Origin of the sequence: Actinocrinis sp. (assembly GCF_035650855.1) — a bacterium.
GTDB lineage: Bacteria > Actinomycetota > Actinomycetes > Streptomycetales > Catenulisporaceae > Actinocrinis.
The window spans coordinates 1-18,471 of record NZ_DASRGV010000017.1; the positions used below are offsets into that span (position 1 = coordinate 1).

Genomic DNA, 18,471 nt, shown 5'->3' on the forward strand with positions numbered 1-18,471 from the left:
TCAGACAGCGCGGCGCTGGACCTTTCCCTCGGCGCCGCCGAGCTGACCGCCGCCCTGATCGACTTCCCGTCGGTCAGCGGCGAGGAGAAGCCGCTGGCCGACGCGATCGAGCAGGCGCTGCGCGCGCTGCCCCGGCTGACCGTGGACCGCTACGGCAACAACGTCATCGCGCGCACCTTCTTCGGCAAGGCCAAGCGGATCGTGCTGGCCGGGCACATCGACACGGTGCCGATCGCGGACAACGTCCCGTCCACGCTCAAGGGCGACCTGCTCTACGGCTGCGGCGCCTCCGACATGAAGAGCGGCGTCGCGGTGCAACTCAAGGTCGCCGCGGCGGCCGGCGCCGCCGACGGCCCCGAGCCGGTGCACGACCTGACCTTCGTGTTCTACGACTGCGAGGAGGTCGAGTCCGCGCGCAACGGCCTCGGCCACGTGGCCGCCGCCCATCCGGACTGGCTCACCGGGGACTTCGCGCTGCTGCTTGAGCCGACCGAGGGAGTGCTGGAGGGCGGCTGCCAAGGCACCCTGCGCGCCCGCATCAGCACCACCGGACGCCGCGCCCACAGCGCGCGCTCCTGGCTAGGCCAGAACGCGATCCACCGCGCGGCCCCGATCCTGGCCGGGCTCGCCGACTACCAGGCCCGTGAGGTCGAGGTGGACGGCCTGCTGTTCCACGAAGGGCTCAACGCGGTCGGCATCAGCGGCGGCGTCGCGGGCAACGTCATCCCGGACGAGTGCAGCGTGGTGGTCAACTTCCGGTTCGCCCCCGACCGCACGGAGCAGCAGGCCGCCGAGCACGTGCGCGAGGTCTTCTCCGGCGCCGAGTTCGAGGGGTGCGCCATCGAGATCGTGGACAGCGCCCCGGCCGCGCGTCCGGGCCTCGATCTGCCCGAGGCCGCGAGCTTCGCCGCGCTCATCGCCGCCCCGCCGCGGGCCAAATACGGCTGGACCGACGTGGCTCGCCTCTCCGGCCTCGGCATTCCGTCGGTCAACTACGGTCCCGGCGACCCGAACCTCGCGCACACCCGCGACGAGTACGCCTCCGTGACGAAGATCCGAGAAGCCGAACGGCTGCTCCTGGCCTGGCTCGAGCTGGCCTGATCCCGGGCTGATCCCGGGCTGATCTCGGCCGGGCGATTCGTCGGCTAACGGTACAAGGCGGGCGTGCGACAATCGACCGGCGGCCCACGGCGGGCACGGCCGCGAAATGAAGGCAACCTGAACCCCCGCCGCGGCGTCGATCAATGACAGAGGTCCGCCGCGGACCGCGGGCGGGGAGTTGCGGTGCGGTCGCGGCGGCACGGGCTTTGTCTGAATCGGGCGAGGACATGGGACTTACCAGCGGTTTCTTTCTGGACGCGGTGATCGCGGCGGTCATCGCGCTGCCGCTGGTCACGGTCTTGCTGTGGGGCCGGCTGCGCGGCCCGCGGGTGATACGCCAGGTACAGCGGCTCGTGCTGATCGCGCTGTGCCAGGGCGTCGCCGTGCTGCTGGCCGCGCTGATGATCAACAACTCCTACCAGCTCTACACCTCCTGGTCCGACCTGTTCGGCCACAACGGCCCGTCCGGCCAGATCCAGGCCGCCAAGCCGGTCTCGCTGACCTCGGCGCAGGCGCGCAGCGTGGACCGGCCGCTGCCGAACGCCGGGCTGTTCCACCCCGACTCCCAGATGCCCGGCGAGGTCCACGCCGTGATCACCGGAGCGCAGTCGAAGGTGACCGGCGACGTGGTGGTCTGGCTGCCGCCGCAGTACCACGAGCGGCAGTACGCGCACACCGACTTCCCGGTGATCCAGCTGCTCTCCGGCTACCCCGGCTCGCCCGGCTCCTGGTTCCGCAGCCTCAAGGTCACCGACGTGCTGGCGGCCGAGGTGCAGCGGCTCGCCGCGCGCCCGGTGATCCTGGTGGGCGCGGCGATCAACGTGGACCCGCCGCACAACCCGGACTGCTCGGACATCCCCGGCGGCCCGCGGGTGGCCACCTGGCTCGCGCACGACGTGCGCGATCTGATCAACAGCTCCTTCCGCACCATCACCGACCGCTCCGGCTGGGGCCTGATGGGCTACTCCGAGGGCGGGCTGTGCGCCTCCAAGCTGCTGTTGCAGTACCCCGGCGAGTTCGCCGCCGCGGTCTCGATGAGCGGCGACGACCACCCGGACGGCGACCTGCTCAAGCCGGGAACCGCCGCGTACAACCAGAACAGCCCGCTGTGGCTGCTGCAGCACCGGCCGGCGCCGAACGTAGCGCTGCTGCTGACCGGCACGCTCCAGGACGGCTCCACGGCCGCGGAGGCCAACGAGATGAGCCTGGCCGCCAAGGCCCCGACGGTGGTCGAGCGGATAATCTCCGCGCGCGGCGGCCACAACGCCGGGGTCTGGAAGGCCGCGGAGCCGGCCACCCTCGACTGGCTGACCACGCATCTCGGCCAGCCGCCGAAGTCGGGAGTGCCCGCGGTCCCGAACCTGTCCGGGGTCACCGGAGCCGGAAGCGCGGCCGGAGCCTGGGCGCGCGGCTGAGCGGCGCGTGGTTCACGCATGGTTGGGACGGGGTTCCCGAACCATTGGCCCGCCGCCGGGTACCGTGAAAAACGTGACTGAAGATATTGAGCCGCAGGAGAAGCGGCAGAACGGCGTGCGTTTCCGCGGCCCGGTGGTGCTGCGGCGCGGCCAGGTACAGGAATCCACCACCGACCAGCGGCTGCTGGACAGCCGCGGCCCGACCGAGTGGCTGCACTCGGATCCGTGGCGGGTGCACCGGATCACCGCCGAGTTCGTCGAGGGCTTCGGCGCGCTGGCCGAGCTCGGCCCGGCGGTCGCGGTCTTCGGCTCGGCCCGCACCAAGGCGGACTCGACCGAATACCGGCAGGGCGTCGAGGTCGGACGGCTGCTCGCGGAGGCCGGCTACGCGGTGATCACCGGCGGCGGCCCCGGCGCGATGGAGGCGGCCAACCAGGGCGCGGTCAAGGGCGGCGGCACCTCGGTGGGCCTCGGCATCGAGCTGCCCTTCGAGCAGGGCCTGAACGACTACGTCGACCTCGGGGTCAACTTCCGCTACTTCTTCGCCCGCAAGACCATGTTCGTGAAGTACGCGCACGGCTTCGTGGTCCTTCCGGGCGGCTTCGGCACCATGGACGAGCTGTTCGAGGCGCTCACGCTGGTGCAGACCCGCAAGGTGACCTCGTTCCCGATCGTGCTGCTGGGTATCGACTACTGGTCCGGCCTGGTCGAGTGGCTGCGCCACAGCATGGTCGAGAACGGCAAGGCCTCCGCGGCGGATCTGGCGCTGTTCACGCTGACCGATTCGCCGGCCGAGGCGGTCCAGGCCATCCAGGGCGCCAACGGCCGCCGTGTGGCGGACGAGTCGGCCGCCTTCGCCGAGAAGGTCGCGGCCGAGCGTTCCGGCGAGCGGTGGCCCGAGGGCTAGGCCTGAGAAGCTCAGGCCCGAAGAAGTCAGGCCTGAGAAGCCGCGGCCGCGTCGACGAGCGCGCCGCAGAGCGTGGACAGGTCGTCGTCGGCGGTGATGTACGGCGGCATCGTGTAGATCAGGTCGCGGAACGGCCGGATCCACACGCCTCGACGTACCGCCGCCGACGTTGCAGCGGCGACGTCGACGGCCTGCTCAAGCTGCACCACGCCGACGCCGCCGAGTACGCGTACGTCCCTTACGCCCGGCACATCGCGGGCTGGCGCCAGCCCATCGCGCAGCGCCGCCTCGATCCGTGCGACGTCCGCCTGCCAGGGCACTCCGCCGCGCGCGGCGGCGTCGAGCAGCAGCTCGATCGAGGCGAGGGCGACGGAGGCGGCGAGCGGATTTCCCATGAACGTCGGGCCGTGCGCCAGAACCGGCACCTCGCCCCGGCTGATCCCCTCGGCGACGCGCGTCGTGCACAGCGCTGCGGCCATGGTCAGGTAGCCGCCGGTCAGCGCCTTGCCGACGCACATCACGTCCGGGGCGATGCCGGCGTGCTCGGCGGCGAACAGCGTGCCGGTCCGTCCGAACCCGGTCGCGATCTCGTCGAAGATCAGCAGCACGTCGTGCTCGTCACACAGCGCGCGCAGTGCCCTTAGATAGCCGGGTGCGTGGAACCTCATTCCGCCGGCGCCCTGCACGATCGGCTCGACGATCACCGCCGCGAGCTCGTGCGCGTGACGCTGCATCAGGTCGGAGAGATGCGTGACGTACTCGGGCGACGGCTCCGTGTCGTAGCCGTCCGGCGGCGCCTCCGCAAAGATCTGTTCGGGCAGCACGCCGCGCCACAGGTTGTGCATGCCGCCTTCCGGATCGCACACGGACATCGGATGGAACGTGTCGCCGTGGTATCCGCCGCGCCAGGTCATCAGGCGGCGCTTGCCGGGATGGCCGATCGATTGCCAGTACTGAAGGCACATCTTGATCGCGACCTCGACCGAGACCGAACCCGAGTCGGCGAGGAAGACGTGCCGCAGTGGTTCCGGCGTGAGCTCGACCAAGCGCACCGCGAGCTCAATCGCCGGCCGATGCGTTAGCCCGCCGAACATCACGTGCGCCATCTGCCCTAGCTGATTACGCACCGCCGCATCGAGTGCCGGGTGCCGGTACCCGTGAATCGCCGCCCACCACGACGACATACCGTCGATCAGCTCGGTTTGGGTCCCATCCGGCAGCGAGACCTCAAGCCGTACGCCGGACGCGCCGGTGACCAGCAGCGGATCGAGCGCTCCCGGCATCGCCCCATAGGGATGCCACACCAGCTCCCGATCCAGATCGAGCAAGGCCTTGATTTCCGACTCTGCCACGGCGCCAGTCTTTCACGCCGCACTCGAGCCCGGTCAGGCCAGACCTCGGCGCGCCACCGCCGGAGGCCGGGTCCCCGCGATCGAGGCCACCATGTCGAGCACCTGCCGGGTCTCGGGCACCTCGTGGACCCGGAACACGCGCGCGCCGAGCCAGGCGCAGACCGCGGTCGTCGCCAGCGTGCCGGTCAGCCGGCCCTCGAGGGGCACGTTCAGCGTCTCGCCGACGAAGTCCTTGTTCGACAGCGACACCAGCACCGGCCAGCCGGTCGCGGCCATCTCGTCGAGCCGGCGGGTCACCTCCAGCGAGTGCCGCGTGTTCTTGCCGAAGTCGTGCCCGGGGTCGATCAGGATCGACTCGCGCGGTACGCCGAGCGACGCGGCCCGTTCGGCGAGGCCGAGGGTCTGCTCAAGCACGTCGGCCATCAGGTTCGCGTAGCCGACGCGATGCGGCCGAGTCCGCGGTACCGCACCGCCGGTGTGCATACAGACCAGCCCGACGCCGTGCTTCGCGGCCACCTGCGCCAGATCCGGGTCGAATCCGCCCCAGGCGTCGTTGAGCAGATCGGCCCCGGCCCGGCAGACCGCCTCGCCGACCCCCGCCCGCCAGGTGTCCACCGAGATCGCCAGCTGCGGAAAGCGCTCGCGCACCGCCTCGACGAAAGGCACCACGCGGCGCGCCTCCTCGGCCGCGTCCACCGCGTCGCCGGGCCCCGCCTTCACGCCGCCGATGTCCACGATCCTGGCGCCCTGCGCGGCCGCGAGTTCCACGCGTTTCATGGCCGCTTCATCGCCGAAGGTGGCGCCCTTGTCGTAGAACGAGTCCGGCGTGCGGTTGACGATGGCCATCACCACCAGCTCATTCGGGCCGAAGCTGTGGCGGCCGAGCCTGAATCCGTCCTCGATCATGGAGGCGTCCCCTTCATGCCTTTCCGGGACCCGTACCCTATGCTCTGCGGCAGGCTAACCCGGCGGCGCACGCCGAGATCACGCGGTCTGCGGACACGCATAGAGGGAACGAGGCGAGGACGCGATGTACTGGCTCCAACTCGTAGTGATCGTCGCGCTGCTCGCGGCCGTGGGTTGGCTGGCGATCGGCGGCGGCGGGCACATGTCCGAGCCGGAGCCGGACCGCCCCGATCTGGCGCTGCCGGGCGACGGCCTGCTCGCCCGCGAGGACGTCGACCGGGTGCGGTTCTCGGTCGGCGCGCGCGGCTACCGCATGGACGAGGTCGACGACGTGCTGGACCGGCTCGCGCAAGAGATTGAGATGCGCGAACAGCGCATTGCGGAGCTTGAGGGGCGCGCGCCCAAGCAGGCCGCGAGCCCCGAGGCGGAATCAGAGTCGGAATCCGGCGCAGAGCACGTCGGATCGGCGGACGGCGCCGAGCCGGACGCGGACGAAGAGATCTTCGAACTGCACGAGCCCGTCGAACACGGCGAGAACGCCGAACGCGGCCAGTGACCGACCGCGCCGTGGTTTCTGTCGCCGCGTGAGTTCGCTTGCCGCGCAATCGGCACACTGTCGAACGACTGTCGAATAAGCCCGCCACCTCAGCCAAGGCGAGGAGCGGTATCAGAGTTCGAATGGCGTGCGTCACCCCGCGCGTGGCTGCCCTGGGCGTCCGCGGCGCGCGCCGGTCAAAACGTTGCCGATCCGTGATACTTTTATCACGCACGGTCGTTACCGCGTAACATCTTGACGCCGCGCTGGTTGCGCGGTTTCCTGACTTCACCTCAGGCGGGAGGTGTTGGATGGCAGTAGAGATCGCCGTCGCCGTGGGCGAACTGGCGCCAGTCGAGATCAAGCCCTACGACAGGGTCTGGTCCGAGCGTTTCGCGGTGTGCGCCGATCTGGTGCGCGGAGCCCTGGGAGGCTACGCGGTCCGGGTCGATCACATCGGTTCGACCGCGGTGCCCGGCCTTCTCGGCCGCCCGCACCTCGATATCCAGGTCTCGGTGGCGGAACCCGAGGCCGAGGAGGAGTACCGCGCGGCGCTGGAAGGGCTCGGTTTCGCCCTCCAGGTGCGCGAGGCCGATCGCCGCGTGTTCACCGCCCCGGCGGGAGCGCTCCCGGCGCATGCCCCGCGCTGCGAGACGCACGTGTACGTGTGCAGAGCCGGCGGCGTGCTCGAGTACGACCAGCTGCTGCTCGTGCAGTACCTGGCGAACCACGCCGAGTGCCGCGAGCAGTACGCCGACCTCAAGCGGCGGCTGGCCCGGCAGTGCCGCAACGACCCGGAGGCCTACGCCGAGGGCAAGCGGGCCTTCCTGCGCGAGACCGTGCGCCTGGCCCACCGCGCCTACGTGGACTTCTGCACGCTGGCCGACCTGGGCTGAGACCGGCGACGCGGTAGATCTCGGAAGATCGCCGCGTCGCCCGAACGGCCGCAGTTTCGGGAAAGATCGACCCCCGCGCGGCTGAGCGCTCCCTACCTCCTACTTGCCGAGGAAATCGGGCGCGCGCTTGGCCAGGAACGCGTCCACGGCCTCGCGGTGGTCCGCGGTCGCGCCGCACTTGGTCTGCATCGCGTCCTCGAACTCCAGCGTCTCGGCCAGCGAGTGCGACGCGCCGAAGTTCACCGAGGCCTTGAGCGCCGCATAGGACACCGTCGGACCCGCCGCAAGCCGCTCGGCCAGCGCCGCGACGTGCTCGGCCAGCCGGTCCGCCGGCACCACCTCGTTGACCAGGCCGAGCGACGAGGCCTCCCGCACCCCGATCTTCTGCGGGTTGAACAGCAGCTCGATCGCCTTGGCGGTGCCGACGAGCCGCGGCAGCGTCCACGACGCGCCCGAGTCCGCCGACAATCCCACTTGCGAGAAGGCCAGGGTGAAGGACGCGGTGTCGGCCGCGATCCGCAGATCGCAGGCGAACGCGAAAGCCGCCCCGGCCCCGGCCGCCACGCCGTTGAGCGCGGCGATCGTCGGCTTCGGCATTTCCGCGATCGCCAACGTGATCGGGTTGTAGTGGTCGCGCACCGTGGACAGCGGCGGGTCGCCGGAATTGAGCTTCTGAATGTGCTCACGCAGATCCTGGCCGACGCAGAAGGCCCGGCCGGTCCCGGTGAGCACCACCGCCCGCACGCTCTCGTCGGCCGAGGCCGAGCGCAGCGCCGCGAGCAGCGCCTCCTTGGTCGGCACGTCGAGCGCGTTCATCGCGTCGGGCCGGTTGAAGGTAACGGTGGCGACCGCTCCGGTCACTTCATAGCGGACGGGTTCGCCGCCGCTTTCCAGGTCTTGGCTCACGCGAATAAGTTACCCGCTGGTAATCGTGCGGGCCAGCTTGTTCTCAAGTTGTGTTTTCCCAGGGCCGGTGACGTGCGGGATAATGAGCTTCGGTCAGGGTGTCCGCGTGCCCTGCGCCAGGGCGTGTACGGAGTGGAGCGTCGGACAGCGCAGCGGTCCCGCGACTCCCGCCGAGCGCGCCCCAAGCTCCAGCCGGCCCAGTCCGGATGTACACGGCCCGCCGCGCCCAACCCGCGGCGGACCACCCGACGAGGAAGGGGAACGAGCATGGCGGCGATGAAGCCGCGGACGGGCGACGGCCCGCTCGAAGTGGTCAAGGAGGGGCGCGGCATCGTGATGCGGGTGCCCCTCGAAGGCGGCGGCCGACTCGTCGTCGAGCTCTCGCCGGACGAGGCCGGCGCTCTCGGAGACGCGCTGAAGAACGTGGTCGGTTAGCGGCCGCGCAGCTCAACTACACAGACAACCCCTTCGGCACTTCGACGGTCCGACCGTCGCCATGGCCCCGGCCCGGGAACTCCGGCGCCGGGGCCGAGCGTTTCCCAGGTGAGGGTCCGCCACCGGGCTCAGACGACGTTCAGCAACCTTGAGCCTGACTATGTCAAGGTTCACAGGCCGCTCTCAGCAATTCCGTCGGGGAAGGAAGCTATGGTTACTGCAGCGGTACTCGAACGACGAGGAGGTAGTGCCGTGGCGCTCGGGGGCGGCAGTGACTATGGCGAGGCGGGCTTCGACTCCTTTCCGGCGGGAACGCCGAACGGGGCGGAATGGACGCCTCCGTCCTGGGACGAGGTCGTGCGTACTCATTCGGCCAGGGTGTACCGGCTGGCCTATCGACTGACGGGGGACCGGCACGACGCGGAGGATCTGACCCAGGAAGTGTTCGTCCGGGTGTTCCGGTCGCTCAACAGCTACACGCCCGGCACCTTCGAGGGCTGGCTGCACCGGATCACCACGAACCTGTTCCTCGACTCGGTGCGGCGCAAGGCCAAGATCCGCTTCGAGGGCCTGGCCGAGGACGCGGCCGACCGGCTGGCCGGCAAGGAGCCGACCCCCGCGCAGGCCTACTTCGACAACCACCTCGACGCCGACATCGAGCGCGCGCTGGCCGAACTCGCTCCCGAGTTCCGGGCCGCGGTGGTGCTCTGTGACATCGAGGGCCTCTCCTACGAGGAGATCGCGGCCACGCTCGGCGTGAAGCTGGGCACCGTCAGGTCCCGGATCCACCGGGGCCGCAGCCAACTGCGTGCCGCACTGGCGCACCGGGCCCCGACCGAGGCGGTGGAACTGCCACCGTTGACGACGATCGAGGACGACGCGGAGCGCACCGGCGGCGGAAAGGGACAGCTGTGATGGGCCGGTTCAGCGAACACCTCGGCGCCCGCCTCGGCGCGCTCGTCGACGGCGAACTCGCCCACGACGACCGCGACCGGGCGCTGGCGCACCTGGCCTGTTGCGCGCAGTGCCGGACGCTGGTCGAGGCGGAGCGCGCGCTGAAGAACCGGCTGGAGGCGACGGCGATGCCGGAGCCCTCGGCCCGGCTGATGGCGGCGCTCTTCCAGATCCCGCAGACCGAGCGCCCACCGGAGCCGCCCGCGGGCTCGCCGCCGCAGCTCGGCGGCTTCCTGGGCCGTTCCTCCGCGTTCCTGCCCGAGTTCGCGGTCGGGCTGCGCCCGATCGGCGAGCTGCCCGAGGACGGCGAGTCCGGTCTCGGCGAGGGCGGCTCGATGAACCGCACCCGGCTGGCCCCGCGTCGCGGCGGCCTGGTGCCGGCGCAGGAGCCGTCCTTCCTCGGCCGCGCCTTCCCGTCCATTCGCTAGCTTCGCCACCGGTCGCTAGGTTCGCCACCGGTCGAGCCGCGGGCCCACGGTCCGCGGCGCACGACCGATCGGTGCAAGCCCCGGACCGCCGATCCGCGCACCGCCGCCCCACGAGGCTCTGCGCTCACCGGCGGTCCGCGTTTGTGTGCCGCTCCACTTCGGGGGTCGGTCCGCTTCGGGCGCCGCTCGCTTCGGATCTCACTTCGCTCTGGTGCCGCTCCGGTCCAGTGCCGCTCCGCTTCGGGAGTCGCTTCGTTTGGTGTGCCGGTCCTGTTCGGGCGTCGCTCGGCTTTCTGCGCCGCTCCGCTTCGGAATGCGGCACCCGCGTCGATCTTTTCCCACCAGGTTGCGGCCTAGCCTCTGTCTGACCGGCGGTTCGGGCGGTTACTGTGGTTTCTGGTCATCGGACCGCCTGCACTGCCCCCTGCCCGCCGACGCCGGAGCACCGCGATGTTCTTCGATCTGTCCCCGCTGGAAATAGTCGTGCTGCTCGGGCTCGCCGTCGTCCTGTTCGGCCCGGACAAGCTGCCGCAGGCCGCGGCCAGCGCCGCGCGCTTCCTGCGCCAGGTCCGCGCCTTCGGCGAGAACGCGCGGGCCGATCTGCGCAACGAGCTCGGGCCCGAGTTCGAAGGGCTCGACCTGCAGGACCTGAACCCGAAGACCTTCGTTCGCAAGAACCTGCTCGGCGAGGGCGAGGATCTGCGCGAGCTGCGCGACGAGTTGAACCGCGACCTGCGCAACCTCGGCTCGATGGACGAGCTGCCGCCGCCGCGCCGCGAGCCGACCCCGCTGGCCGCCGGCGAGCGCCCGCCCTACGACGCAGACGCGACGTGACCCTTTCCCGGAGCCCCGTTTGACCAGCCCGGCCCAGCCGACCTCGCGCCAAGCCGAGTCCTCCTCAGCACCGATCCGAAGCCACGCCCCGATCATCGCCCGCGCCGCCGAACCCTCGGCGCGTGACGGGCACGCCGCCTTCCTCGCCGCACAGCTGCCCTGGTACGGGCTGGATGCCGGCTGGCGCGGCGAGCGGCGGCTGGGGTCGCTGTGCGCCGACGTCGACGGCACTGTCCAGTACGGCTCCCTCCTGCACGGCGACGCACCCGCCGGCCGCCCCGGCGGCGATCCGCAGCGCCGCGCGGTCACCGTGGTCACCATGGCGCCGCTGCCGCGCCGCCCCGCCCTGCGGCCGGACGGGACGGCCCGCGGCTTCGTCGAGGCCAGCACGGTCGCCTCAGCGGCCGCGGTGGCCGGCATCGGCCTGGTCGAGGAGCAGTGGCCCTGGCATCTGGACGTCGCGGTCCGCCAGCACTGGATGGATCAGCAGCGCGAGCTGGCCGCCCAGGTGGCCGACCGCCTCGGCGACCTGCCCTGGCGGCTGCTGACGCTCTCCGTGGACCTGTTGCCGCAGGTGTTCCACTACCGCGAATCGGAGTACGGCTGGGTGCTGGCCACCGCGACGCAGCACTGCTTTCTGGCCGCATACGGGCGTGGGGTGTCCGCGTACTCGCTGGCCTTCACCCGCGTGAGCCTCGCCGACTACGACGCCTGATCTGTTGCCCGCACAGCTGGTGCCGATCATCGCAATTCTTGATCCGCACGAGTGAATAGGTCAGATAATCGCCCCGTCACTCGTCGTAGTACCGCGCCTCGATGACGTTGTCGTCCGGATCGCGGAAGTAGAAGGCGTGCGGGGCGTTCCCGCGAGCGCCGTACGTGACGACCCGCCGCGATGACGTGTCCACGCCGTGCGCCTCGAGCCGGTCGCTGAGGGCCTCGTACTCCTCCTTCGTCATTGCGATGCAGACGTGGTTGACCGGGAAGCCGGCGGTCTGCCTCGTCTTGGTCATCTCGTCGACCGCCGCGGCATCCTGACGCGGGGTCAGGTCGATGATCGACCGTTCGGTGACGCGCACGCTCGGAAACGGCGCCTCACCGGCACGGAACTCCTCGGCGCGCACCGGGCGCAAGCCGACCACGTTCACATAGAAGTCCACGGACTTGAGCGGGTCGTCGACCCAGATCACCACATGATCGAGATCCATACCTCGACAGTACCGACTGTCCCGGCTTGCCCAATGACTCGCTAGGCGATATATCTTGCCTATGAACACATCGACCAGGACGGAGCAGGTCTTCCTGATCCTCACCGCGCTGGTGGATCAGCCGCGGCACGGCTACGGGATCGTGCAAGAGGTCGCCCGCCTGTCCAACGGGCAGACACAGCTGAAGGTGGGCACGCTCTACGGCGCGCTCGACCGGCTGACGGGAGAAGGACTGCTGGCCCCGGATCGCGACGAGATCGAGGGCGGCCGGCTGCGGCGTTATTACCGCCTCACCGAGCAGGGCGCGGCCGCGTTGGCCGAAGACGCGGAGCGGCTCGCAGCGCATGCGGCGGTCGCCACGCGCCGACTGCGTGACCGCGGCGTGTCGTTGCCCGGGAAGCTCGGCCCGGCGGGAGGAGCGGCGTGAACAAGAACGGGGAAGCAGGAATGGACGACGAGCGCCCTGCGGACATCGGAGCCGGGGCCGATGTCCTCGAAGCGCGCTATCGGCGCATGCTGATGCTCCTTCCCGCCGCGTACCGCGAGCATCGCGGCGAGGAGATGATCAGCACCCTGCTCGACGGTGCCCCGGAGGGGAGGCGCTGGCCGAGCGTCGCGGAGTTGGCGAGCCTTGCTGCGCTCGCGATGCGGCTGCGCGTCGGCGCGCAGGGCGGAACTCGCCGCGCTATCGCCGTGGGCGAGGTCCTGCGGCGTACCGCCTTGACGGGATTGCTCGCGCTGGGTCTGTGGACAGGGTGGAACGGCGTCGCAAGCCTCGTCGTGGCCTGGCTTAACCGCAGCTACGAGATGCGCGCTCTTCCTGCTTCCACTTTGGCGTCGTGGATAGCGTCCGACACGCTACCGCCGCTGGACTACCTCGGCGCGTTCGTCGCGCTGCTGGTCGGATGGCGCCGCCTGGGCCGATTCCTCGCGGTCGCGCAGGCCGGGTTCATCGGGTTCGCCGTCACGCGCCACGACTCGTTTCTGGTGCTGTCCGATCGGATGGCAGTTTTCGCCGTATCCCTGCTGATCGCGGTAGCCGCAGGCAGTGCGTTCCATCGCGAGGCGCCGCGAATGCCTGTGCCTCGCCGGTGGCTGATCAGCGCGGCAGGTTTGACCGGAATCATCCTCGCCGTCAGCGGCGTCTACGCGGCCTTGGCCTTCCCGCCGTCCGCGCCCGACGTACAGCTTGCCGAGGAGATCGCAGGCGTGGTGGGCGGTCCGCTGGTTCCGGTGCTCGCGGCGCTCTTCGGTCTTGCGCGCGCCCGTAGATCGCCGATCTGGCCCGCCGCGCTGCTCACCCTCGGCGCTCCGGGGCTGCTGATCGTGCCGCGCGCCGTCATCATCTACGCGCAGGGCAAGTACGAGAACGTGTTCGTCGGCGACCTGTTCTCCCGATCGCTGTGGCCTGGGATGCCGGTGTACGTGCTGGCCACCGAGGTCGTTCTCGCCGCGGCGCTTGGTTGGTCGCTGTACCGCAGCCGTCGACGAGCTACCGCAGTGCCCGCGTAACCGCTGCGCGCCGCGCTACCGCCCTGCCGGGGAAACAGACAGGGACATGCCCACGAGTCCGCGTGCCCGCACGGTGAGCCGGTCGGCGATGCCTTGCAGCACCGCGGCCGCGGGCTCGTCCGGGTGCGAGAGCACCAGCGGCATGCCCTCGTCGCCGCCCGCGCGCAGCCGCACGTCGATCGGGACCTGGCCGAGCAGCGGGACCTGTGCGCCGGTCGCCCGGGTCAGCGCCTCGGCCACGGTCTCGCCGCCGCCGGAGCCGAAGACGTCTACCTTCTCGCCGCAGTGCGGGCACGGCAGCCAGGACATGTTCTCAACCACGCCCGCGATGCGCTGGCGGGTCTGCAGGGCGATGGTGCCGGCCCGCTCGGCCACCTCGGCGGCTGCCTGCTGCGGGGTCGTCACCACCAGGATCTCCGCGTTGGGCACCAGCTGCGCCACCGAGATCGCGATGTCGCCGGTGCCCGGCGGCAGGTCGAGCAGCAGCACGTCCAGGTCGCCCCAGTACACGTCCGCGAGGAACTGCTGGAGCGCGCGGTGCAGCATCGGGCCGCGCCAGACCACCGGCTCGTTGCCCGGAGTGAACATGCCGATCGAGATGACCCGCACGCCGTGCGCGATCGGCGCCATGATCATGTCCTGGACCTGCGTCGGCCGGTCGGTCACGCCGAGCATGCGCGGCACCGAGTGGCCGTAGATGTCGGCGTCCACGATGCCGACCTTCAGACCCTTGGCCGCCATCGCCGCCGCGAGGTTCACCGTCACCGAGGACTTGCCGACCCCGCCCTTGCCCGAGGCGACCGCGAAGACCCGGGTCAGCGAGCCGGGCTTGGCGAACGGGATCTCCCGCTCCGGCCGGTCGCCGCGCAGCTTCGACTGCAGCGCCTGGCGCTGCTCGGTGCTCATCACGTCCAGGCCGACGCGCACGGAGCGCACCCCGCCCAGGGCGCCGACCTGTGCCTTGATGTCCTCGGAGAGCTTGTCCTTGAGCGGGCAGGCGGCGACGGTGAGGTAGATCTCCACGTCCACCGCGCCGTCTTGGCCGACCGCGACCGATTTCACCATGTCGAGCTCGGTGATCGGGCGGCGGATCTCCGGGTCCTGAACCCGGGCCAGCGCCGCGCGCACCTGATCCTCGGTGGGCGTCGTCGTGCTCGTCGTCGTGTCAGCCATGGCTCAATGCTATGCGCCGCCCGCGGCTGCTCCGGCCGCGGCTACCCACTTGTCCGCGACCGGCCGCTGCTTCACGGACCGGAGCTCGCACTCGGCGGCGCGACGTCCCTGGTACGAGCCGGGAGCACGGTGTTTTGGACCGCCGCGTTTTGGACCGCCGCGTTCTGGACCCCCACGTTTTGGACCGCCGCGTTCTGGCCGGAGGTGCGCAGGTCGTCCATCTCCTTGAGCATCGCCTGAAGCTCGGAGCGGACGTAGTCGCGGGTGGCCACCTCGTTGACCGCCAGCCTCAGCGCCGCCACCTCGCGCACCAGGTACTCGGTGTTCGCGATCGACCGCTCGTCCCGCTCCCGGTCCTGCTCGATCTGTACCCGGTCCCGGTCCGCCTGCCGGTTCTGCGCCAGCAGGATCAGCGGCGCGGCGTACGCGGCCTGCGTGGAGAAGGCCAGGTTCAGCAGGATGAAGGGGTACGGGTCCCAGTGGATCTCTCGGGTGAGCTGGAGGATGTTCAGCACGATCCACACGAAGACGAAGGCCGTCTGAATGACGAGGTACCGCGCCGTGCCGAAGTACCGCGCCAAGTTCTCCGAGGCCTGCCCGAACTTATCCGAGTCGATCTTCGGTCGCAGCGAACGGGCGCGATGGATGTCCTTGGGCTGGTCAAGGCGGGGCTGTTCGCGCCGAGCCGCCTGACGCATGGCTCGGCGAGTCTCCGTGTCACGCGCCATGGCCGCCCCCTCCCGAATCGTCTGCGTGCGTACCGGCGCCTGCGTCGTGCGCGTGCAGGTCGCGTTCTCTCCAGTTGCCCGGAAGCACGTGGTCAAGCACGTCGTCCACGGTGATCGCGCCGAGCAGGTGTCCGGACTCGTCCACGACCGGCGCGGCGACGAGGTTGTAGGTCGCCATGAACGACGTGACCGCGGTCAGCGGCTGATCCGGCCGCAGCGGCTCGATCCCGTTGTCCACCGCGGCGCTGACCAGGGTTGAGGGCGGCTCGCGCAGCAGCCGCTGGAAGTGCACGACGCCCAGGAAGCGCCCGGTCGGCGTCTCCAGCGGCGGCCGGCAGACGTACACCTGGCTCGCGTGCGCGGGGGAGTGCTCCGGAACCCGGATGCGGGCCAGCCCCTCGGCCACCGTGGCGTCCGGAGGCAGCACGATCGGCTCGCTGGTCATCAGGCCGCCGGCGGTGTCGTCGGAGTAGATCAGCAGCCGCCGCACCGGGGCCGCCTCGTCCGGCTCCATCAGCTCGAGCAGCCGCTCGGCCTCCTCGACCGGCAGGTCGCCGAGCAGGTCGGCGGCGTCGTCCGGGTCCATCGCCTCCAGCACGTCCGCGGCCCGCTCCACCTCGAGCTTGGCCAGGATGTCGACCTGCTCGTCCGCGGGCAGCTCCTCGAGCACGTCGGCCAGCCGCTCGTCGTCGAGGGCCGCGACCACCTCGGTGCGCCGCTTCGGGTTCAGGTCGTGCACCGCGCGGGCCAGGTCCGCCGGGCGCATCTTCTCGAAGGTGCGGATCAGCGTGGCCGCGGCCTGGCCCGGCTCGTCCGCGGCGAAGCCGGTCAGCGCCTCCCAATCGACCGTCTGGGTCTCCCCGCGCCGCCGGAAGCCGCGCGCCGGGCGCCGCACGAAGACCTTTGTGACCTCCCAGTCGCGGCTGCTGTTCTGCTCGATCGCCAGGTCCACGACCTGCACGTCGGTCCCGTCGGCGACCAGGTGCACCCGCCGGTCGGTCAGCTCGGCCAGCAGCAGCGCCTCGCCGGGCCGCTGCTGGAACCTGCGCATGTTGATCAGGCCGGAGGAGATGACCTGGCCGCCCTCGATCGCGGTCACCCTGGTCATCGGCAGGAACACCCGGCGCTTGCCGGTGACCTCGCAGACCAGCCCGAGCACCCGGGGCCGCGCGGAGTCGGTGTGCATGGTCACCACGACGTCGCGGATCCGCCCGACCTGGTCGCCGTCCTGGTCGAACACCGGTTTGCCCGCCAGATGCGAGATGAAGATCCGGGACGGAGCCCTGGTCGCCGCCACGCGTGGCCCTCCTGACCTGTCCTGGCCGCCGATCCCGCCGGCTCTGCGTTCAGCGCCGTGTCCAGCGCTTTTCAGCTTTAGATTATGTCGCCGGATTGACTGTCGGACAGTTCGAACCGTCCGATCACCGGACCACGTTCAGTCGTGTCCCTTCGCTACACTGCCGGACTCGGAGACACCGGTGCGAACAGGGAAGTGACGGCTAGTCGAATGGCGCGTATATCCATGGCCACAGCCGTCCTCGGCCCCGTCGCCGCTGTGGCTTTGGCCACGGCGCTGACAGCTTGCGCGGCTGACGATCCGGCGCACCGGTCCTTCCGGCCGCAGGAGATCACCGCGTCCGGCATCCCCTACACCGGCAACGGCATCGCGGCGCTCGATCCGCAGGCGATCGTGACTAAGACGGTGAAGGCGACCTCCTCCGCGCCGACCGTGCACGTAGCCGGCACGCTCACCGGTGTACCGGTCTCCGGCGGGACGTTCACCGTGGACATGGTCTTCACGCAGTTCGGCGCGGTCGGCGACGTGACCAGCGGCAGCGCGACCAGCCGGCTGCTGCGCGTCGAGGACGAAGTGTGGACCGCCGAGCCGTCCTCCTTCTGGAAGGAGATCGGCGCCATCGATAGCGGAAAGGCGTACGGCGGCCTGTACGTGCGCATCCCGACGGCCGATCCGCGGTACGCCGGGTTCACCAACGACACGCGCATCGGGTACCTGCTCGACCGGCTGTTGCTGACCTCCGCGACATGGGCCAAGGGCAAGGTCGACACGGTCAACGGCGAGAACGCACTCGAACTCGACGGTACGGGCCGCGACGGGCATAAGGCGTCGATCTGGGTAGCCACCGACGGCGTGCCGTACATCCTGCGTATCGCGCCCACGGCGGGTAGCTACCAGGGCCGAGTGGACTTCACCGACTACGAGGACCGCGTCGCGATCCAGGCCCCGCTGCCCGGCCAGGTACTGGACAACGCGCTGCTGGTGCAGCCGCCGACCGCGAGTGCTAGCGCGACGTCGAATACGTCCGGCTCGAATGGTTCGGCCAGTCCCACGGCGAATCGGAGCACCGGCCCGGCGAAGCCGTCGACCTCGCCATCCGCCACGCCCAGCGCGACGGCGTCCGGGCCCAATCCGCCGTCACCCTCGACCTCGCCGTCCGCGACGCCGTCCGATCCCGGCCGCGGGCACGGCTGAGCGACGGCTGGGCGGAGGGTTGCTGGAGCCCGGCGGCGGTGCGCGCGCTAGCGCGAGCGGGTCGTGGCCGGGGACGGCGGCACGGGAGCGGCGCCTGACGCGGTCGCATAGCGGCCGGGGCTTTCGATCAGCGCCCCCTGCGGACGGATCCGGAAGATGGCCGAGTTCGCCGCCCACCGCTCCGGCTGCGCCTCGCCGTCGTGCGCGTTAAGCCGCTTCGCGTGCAGTACCGGCACCACTGCGGCCCATTCCTCGCTGCCCGGCACGATCCGCGCGACCACACCCGGCCAGCTCACCAGCCGGCCGCCCTTGTCCTTGGACCGCACCGTCACGCGCACGGTGATCCCGTCGGCCAGTCCGGGCAGCGACTGCTCGCCCCCGCCGACCACGACGTACACCGCGGCTTGCCCGTCCTGCTCATGCCAGACGTGCCAAGCCGCACGGTCACGCAGGCCTGACACCGCCACCCAGATCAGGCCCGACTTCTTACACGCTTCCTCGATGAGCGCAGCGTCCGGTACGGACAGCGCGGAACGGCTGGGGGCGCTCGATGCAGCGGACAGTGACGGGCTGGTCATGGCTCAGAACTTTCCCACAGGGCAGTTGAAGGCCACTCAGCGGGGACGGCCTGTAGAAGTTCGCGGCCGGGACCGCGACAGGCGCGCGATACCCTGGCATCACCGTGTCACA

Annotated in this window: 21 protein-coding genes; 13 read left to right on the top strand and 8 right to left on the bottom strand. The window is 70.6% G+C overall.

Annotation, left to right across the window (positions count from 1 at the left end):
- Positions 1-15: 15 nt before the first annotated feature.
- The 3 genes from dapE to VFB40_RS01230 all read left to right on the top strand — a co-directional run bounded on the left by dapE (position 16) and on the right by VFB40_RS01230 (position 3,423).
- On the top strand, positions 16-1,101 hold the full coding sequence (dapE, locus tag VFB40_RS01220) for a succinyl-diaminopimelate desuccinylase (protein WP_349261294.1): 1,086 nt from the start codon (positions 16-18) through the stop codon (positions 1,099-1,101).
- A 227-nt stretch (positions 1,102-1,328) separates the two neighbouring features.
- Positions 1,329-2,516 carry an alpha/beta hydrolase gene (locus VFB40_RS01225; RefSeq protein WP_324847366.1) on the top strand — a complete coding sequence of 396 codons (1,188 nt, stop codon included), beginning with the start codon at positions 1,329-1,331 and terminating at the stop codon, positions 2,514-2,516.
- 73 nt (positions 2,517-2,589) lie between these two features.
- Positions 2,590-3,423: an LOG family protein gene (locus VFB40_RS01230; RefSeq protein WP_324847367.1), complete on the top strand. Its 834-nt coding sequence runs from the start codon at positions 2,590-2,592 to the stop codon at positions 3,421-3,423.
- 26 nt (positions 3,424-3,449) lie between these two features.
- Here the strand turns inward: VFB40_RS01230 and bioA are convergent, their stop codons facing one another.
- Complete coding sequence (gene bioA / locus VFB40_RS01235) at positions 3,450-4,775, bottom strand: adenosylmethionine--8-amino-7-oxononanoate transaminase (protein WP_324847368.1); 1,326 nt, start codon at positions 4,773-4,775, stop codon at positions 3,450-3,452.
- A gap of 33 nt (positions 4,776-4,808) precedes the next feature.
- The gene (gene folP / locus VFB40_RS01240; RefSeq protein ID WP_324847369.1) at positions 4,809-5,681 is read right to left on the bottom strand and encodes a dihydropteroate synthase; all 873 of its coding nucleotides are present in this window, start codon (positions 5,679-5,681) and stop codon (positions 4,809-4,811) included.
- A gap of 124 nt (positions 5,682-5,805) precedes the next feature.
- Here folP and VFB40_RS01245 point away from each other — a divergent pair, with 124 nt between their 5' ends.
- Together VFB40_RS01245 and VFB40_RS01250 are read left to right on the top strand one after the other, a co-directional pair.
- Positions 5,806-6,237 carry a DivIVA domain-containing protein gene (locus VFB40_RS01245; RefSeq protein ID WP_324847370.1) on the top strand — a complete coding sequence of 144 codons (432 nt, stop codon included), beginning with the start codon at positions 5,806-5,808 and terminating at the stop codon, positions 6,235-6,237.
- Between the two features lie 290 nt (positions 6,238-6,527).
- Entirely contained in the window at positions 6,528-7,112 is a 585-nt protein-coding gene (locus VFB40_RS01250) for a GrpB family protein (RefSeq protein ID WP_324847371.1), read from the top strand.
- Positions 7,113-7,211: 99 nt separating this feature from the next.
- Here the strand turns inward: VFB40_RS01250 and VFB40_RS01255 are convergent, their stop codons facing one another.
- Positions 7,212-8,006, bottom strand: coding sequence for an enoyl-CoA hydratase/isomerase family protein (locus VFB40_RS01255; protein WP_414641998.1), 795 nt, complete (start codon positions 8,004-8,006; stop codon positions 7,212-7,214).
- 279 nt (positions 8,007-8,285) lie between these two features.
- Between VFB40_RS01255 and VFB40_RS01260 the strand changes: the two genes are divergently transcribed.
- From VFB40_RS01260 to VFB40_RS01280, 5 genes are all read left to right on the top strand, one after another.
- A complete protein-coding gene (locus VFB40_RS01260; protein ID WP_211467520.1) occupies positions 8,286-8,453 on the top strand; it encodes a DUF3117 domain-containing protein in 168 nt (55 codons plus the stop codon).
- Between the two features lie 252 nt (positions 8,454-8,705).
- Complete coding sequence (sigE, locus tag VFB40_RS01265) at positions 8,706-9,368, top strand: RNA polymerase sigma factor SigE (protein ID WP_324842090.1); 663 nt, start codon at positions 8,706-8,708, stop codon at positions 9,366-9,368.
- Positions 9,368-9,835, top strand: coding sequence for an anti-sigma factor family protein (locus VFB40_RS01270; protein ID WP_324847373.1), 468 nt, complete (start codon positions 9,368-9,370; stop codon positions 9,833-9,835). Before sigE ends, VFB40_RS01270 begins: the two co-directional genes overlap by 1 nt.
- Before the next feature lie 450 nt (positions 9,836-10,285).
- Positions 10,286-10,669, top strand: coding sequence for a sec-independent translocase (locus tag VFB40_RS01275; RefSeq protein ID WP_324842092.1), 384 nt, complete (start codon positions 10,286-10,288; stop codon positions 10,667-10,669).
- A 19-nt stretch (positions 10,670-10,688) separates the two neighbouring features.
- Positions 10,689-11,384, top strand: a complete 696-nt coding sequence (locus tag VFB40_RS01280) for a hypothetical protein (protein ID WP_324847374.1) — start codon at positions 10,689-10,691, stop codon at positions 11,382-11,384.
- 76 nt (positions 11,385-11,460) lie between these two features.
- Here VFB40_RS01280 and VFB40_RS01285 read toward each other — a convergent pair whose 3' ends face one another.
- Positions 11,461-11,877 carry a VOC family protein gene (locus tag VFB40_RS01285; RefSeq protein ID WP_324847375.1) on the bottom strand — a complete coding sequence of 139 codons (417 nt, stop codon included), beginning with the start codon at positions 11,875-11,877 and terminating at the stop codon, positions 11,461-11,463.
- A gap of 61 nt (positions 11,878-11,938) precedes the next feature.
- Here VFB40_RS01285 and VFB40_RS01290 point away from each other — a divergent pair, with 61 nt between their 5' ends.
- Both VFB40_RS01290 and VFB40_RS01295 read left to right on the top strand, forming a co-directional pair.
- Positions 11,939-12,304, top strand: coding sequence for a PadR family transcriptional regulator (locus VFB40_RS01290; RefSeq protein WP_324842095.1), 366 nt, complete (start codon positions 11,939-11,941; stop codon positions 12,302-12,304).
- On the top strand, positions 12,301-13,389 hold the full coding sequence (locus tag VFB40_RS01295) for a hypothetical protein (RefSeq protein WP_324847376.1): 1,089 nt from the start codon (positions 12,301-12,303) through the stop codon (positions 13,387-13,389). The genes VFB40_RS01290 and VFB40_RS01295 overlap by 4 nt, the downstream gene beginning before the upstream one ends.
- Positions 13,390-13,404: 15 nt before the next feature.
- Here VFB40_RS01295 and VFB40_RS01300 read toward each other — a convergent pair whose 3' ends face one another.
- The 3 genes from VFB40_RS01300 to VFB40_RS01310 form a co-directional block, all read right to left on the bottom strand.
- On the bottom strand, positions 13,405-14,562 hold the full coding sequence (locus VFB40_RS01300; RefSeq protein WP_324847377.1) for an Mrp/NBP35 family ATP-binding protein: 1,158 nt from the start codon (positions 14,560-14,562) through the stop codon (positions 13,405-13,407).
- Positions 14,563-14,633: 71 nt separating this feature from the next.
- Complete coding sequence (locus VFB40_RS01305; protein ID WP_324847378.1) at positions 14,634-15,260, bottom strand: DUF1003 domain-containing protein; 627 nt, start codon at positions 15,258-15,260, stop codon at positions 14,634-14,636.
- A 19-nt stretch (positions 15,261-15,279) separates the two neighbouring features.
- Positions 15,280-16,587: a magnesium transporter MgtE N-terminal domain-containing protein gene (locus tag VFB40_RS01310; protein WP_324847379.1), complete on the bottom strand. Its 1,308-nt coding sequence runs from the start codon at positions 16,585-16,587 to the stop codon at positions 15,280-15,282.
- Between the two features lie 225 nt (positions 16,588-16,812).
- On the opposite strand from VFB40_RS01310, the gene VFB40_RS01315 reads away from it, so the two are divergent.
- Positions 16,813-17,781, top strand: a complete 969-nt coding sequence (locus VFB40_RS01315; RefSeq protein WP_324847380.1) for a hypothetical protein — start codon at positions 16,813-16,815, stop codon at positions 17,779-17,781.
- A gap of 47 nt (positions 17,782-17,828) precedes the next feature.
- Here VFB40_RS01315 and VFB40_RS01320 read toward each other — a convergent pair whose 3' ends face one another.
- Positions 17,829-18,359 carry a hypothetical protein gene (locus VFB40_RS01320; RefSeq protein WP_324847381.1) on the bottom strand — a complete coding sequence of 177 codons (531 nt, stop codon included), beginning with the start codon at positions 18,357-18,359 and terminating at the stop codon, positions 17,829-17,831.
- Positions 18,360-18,471: the final 112 nt, after the last annotated feature.

Coding starts and splice junctions, on each gene's coding strand:
- VFB40_RS01315 (WP_324847380.1), top strand. CDS start 16,813: ATGGCCACAGCCGTCCTCGGCCCCGTCGCCGCTGTGGCTTTGGCCACG.
- VFB40_RS01305 (WP_324847378.1), bottom strand. CDS start 15,260: ATGCGTCAGGCGGCTCGGCGCGAACAGCCCCGCCTTGACCAGCCCAAG.
- VFB40_RS01290 (WP_324842095.1), top strand. CDS start 11,939: ATGAACACATCGACCAGGACGGAGCAGGTCTTCCTGATCCTCACCGCG.
- VFB40_RS01270 (WP_324847373.1), top strand. CDS start 9,368: ATGGGCCGGTTCAGCGAACACCTCGGCGCCCGCCTCGGCGCGCTCGTC.
- VFB40_RS01250 (WP_324847371.1), top strand. CDS start 6,528: ATGGCAGTAGAGATCGCCGTCGCCGTGGGCGAACTGGCGCCAGTCGAG.
- VFB40_RS01225 (WP_324847366.1), top strand. CDS start 1,329: ATGGGACTTACCAGCGGTTTCTTTCTGGACGCGGTGATCGCGGCGGTC.
- VFB40_RS01260 (WP_211467520.1), top strand. CDS start 8,286: ATGGCGGCGATGAAGCCGCGGACGGGCGACGGCCCGCTCGAAGTGGTC.
- VFB40_RS01285 (WP_324847375.1), bottom strand. CDS start 11,877: ATGGATCTCGATCATGTGGTGATCTGGGTCGACGACCCGCTCAAGTCC.
- VFB40_RS01300 (WP_324847377.1), bottom strand. CDS start 14,562: ATGGCTGACACGACGACGAGCACGACGACGCCCACCGAGGATCAGGTG.
- VFB40_RS01275 (WP_324842092.1), top strand. CDS start 10,286: ATGTTCTTCGATCTGTCCCCGCTGGAAATAGTCGTGCTGCTCGGGCTC.
- VFB40_RS01245 (WP_324847370.1), top strand. CDS start 5,806: ATGTACTGGCTCCAACTCGTAGTGATCGTCGCGCTGCTCGCGGCCGTG.
- folP (WP_324847369.1), bottom strand. CDS start 5,681: ATGATCGAGGACGGATTCAGGCTCGGCCGCCACAGCTTCGGCCCGAAT.
- VFB40_RS01320 (WP_324847381.1), bottom strand. CDS start 18,359: ATGACCAGCCCGTCACTGTCCGCTGCATCGAGCGCCCCCAGCCGTTCC.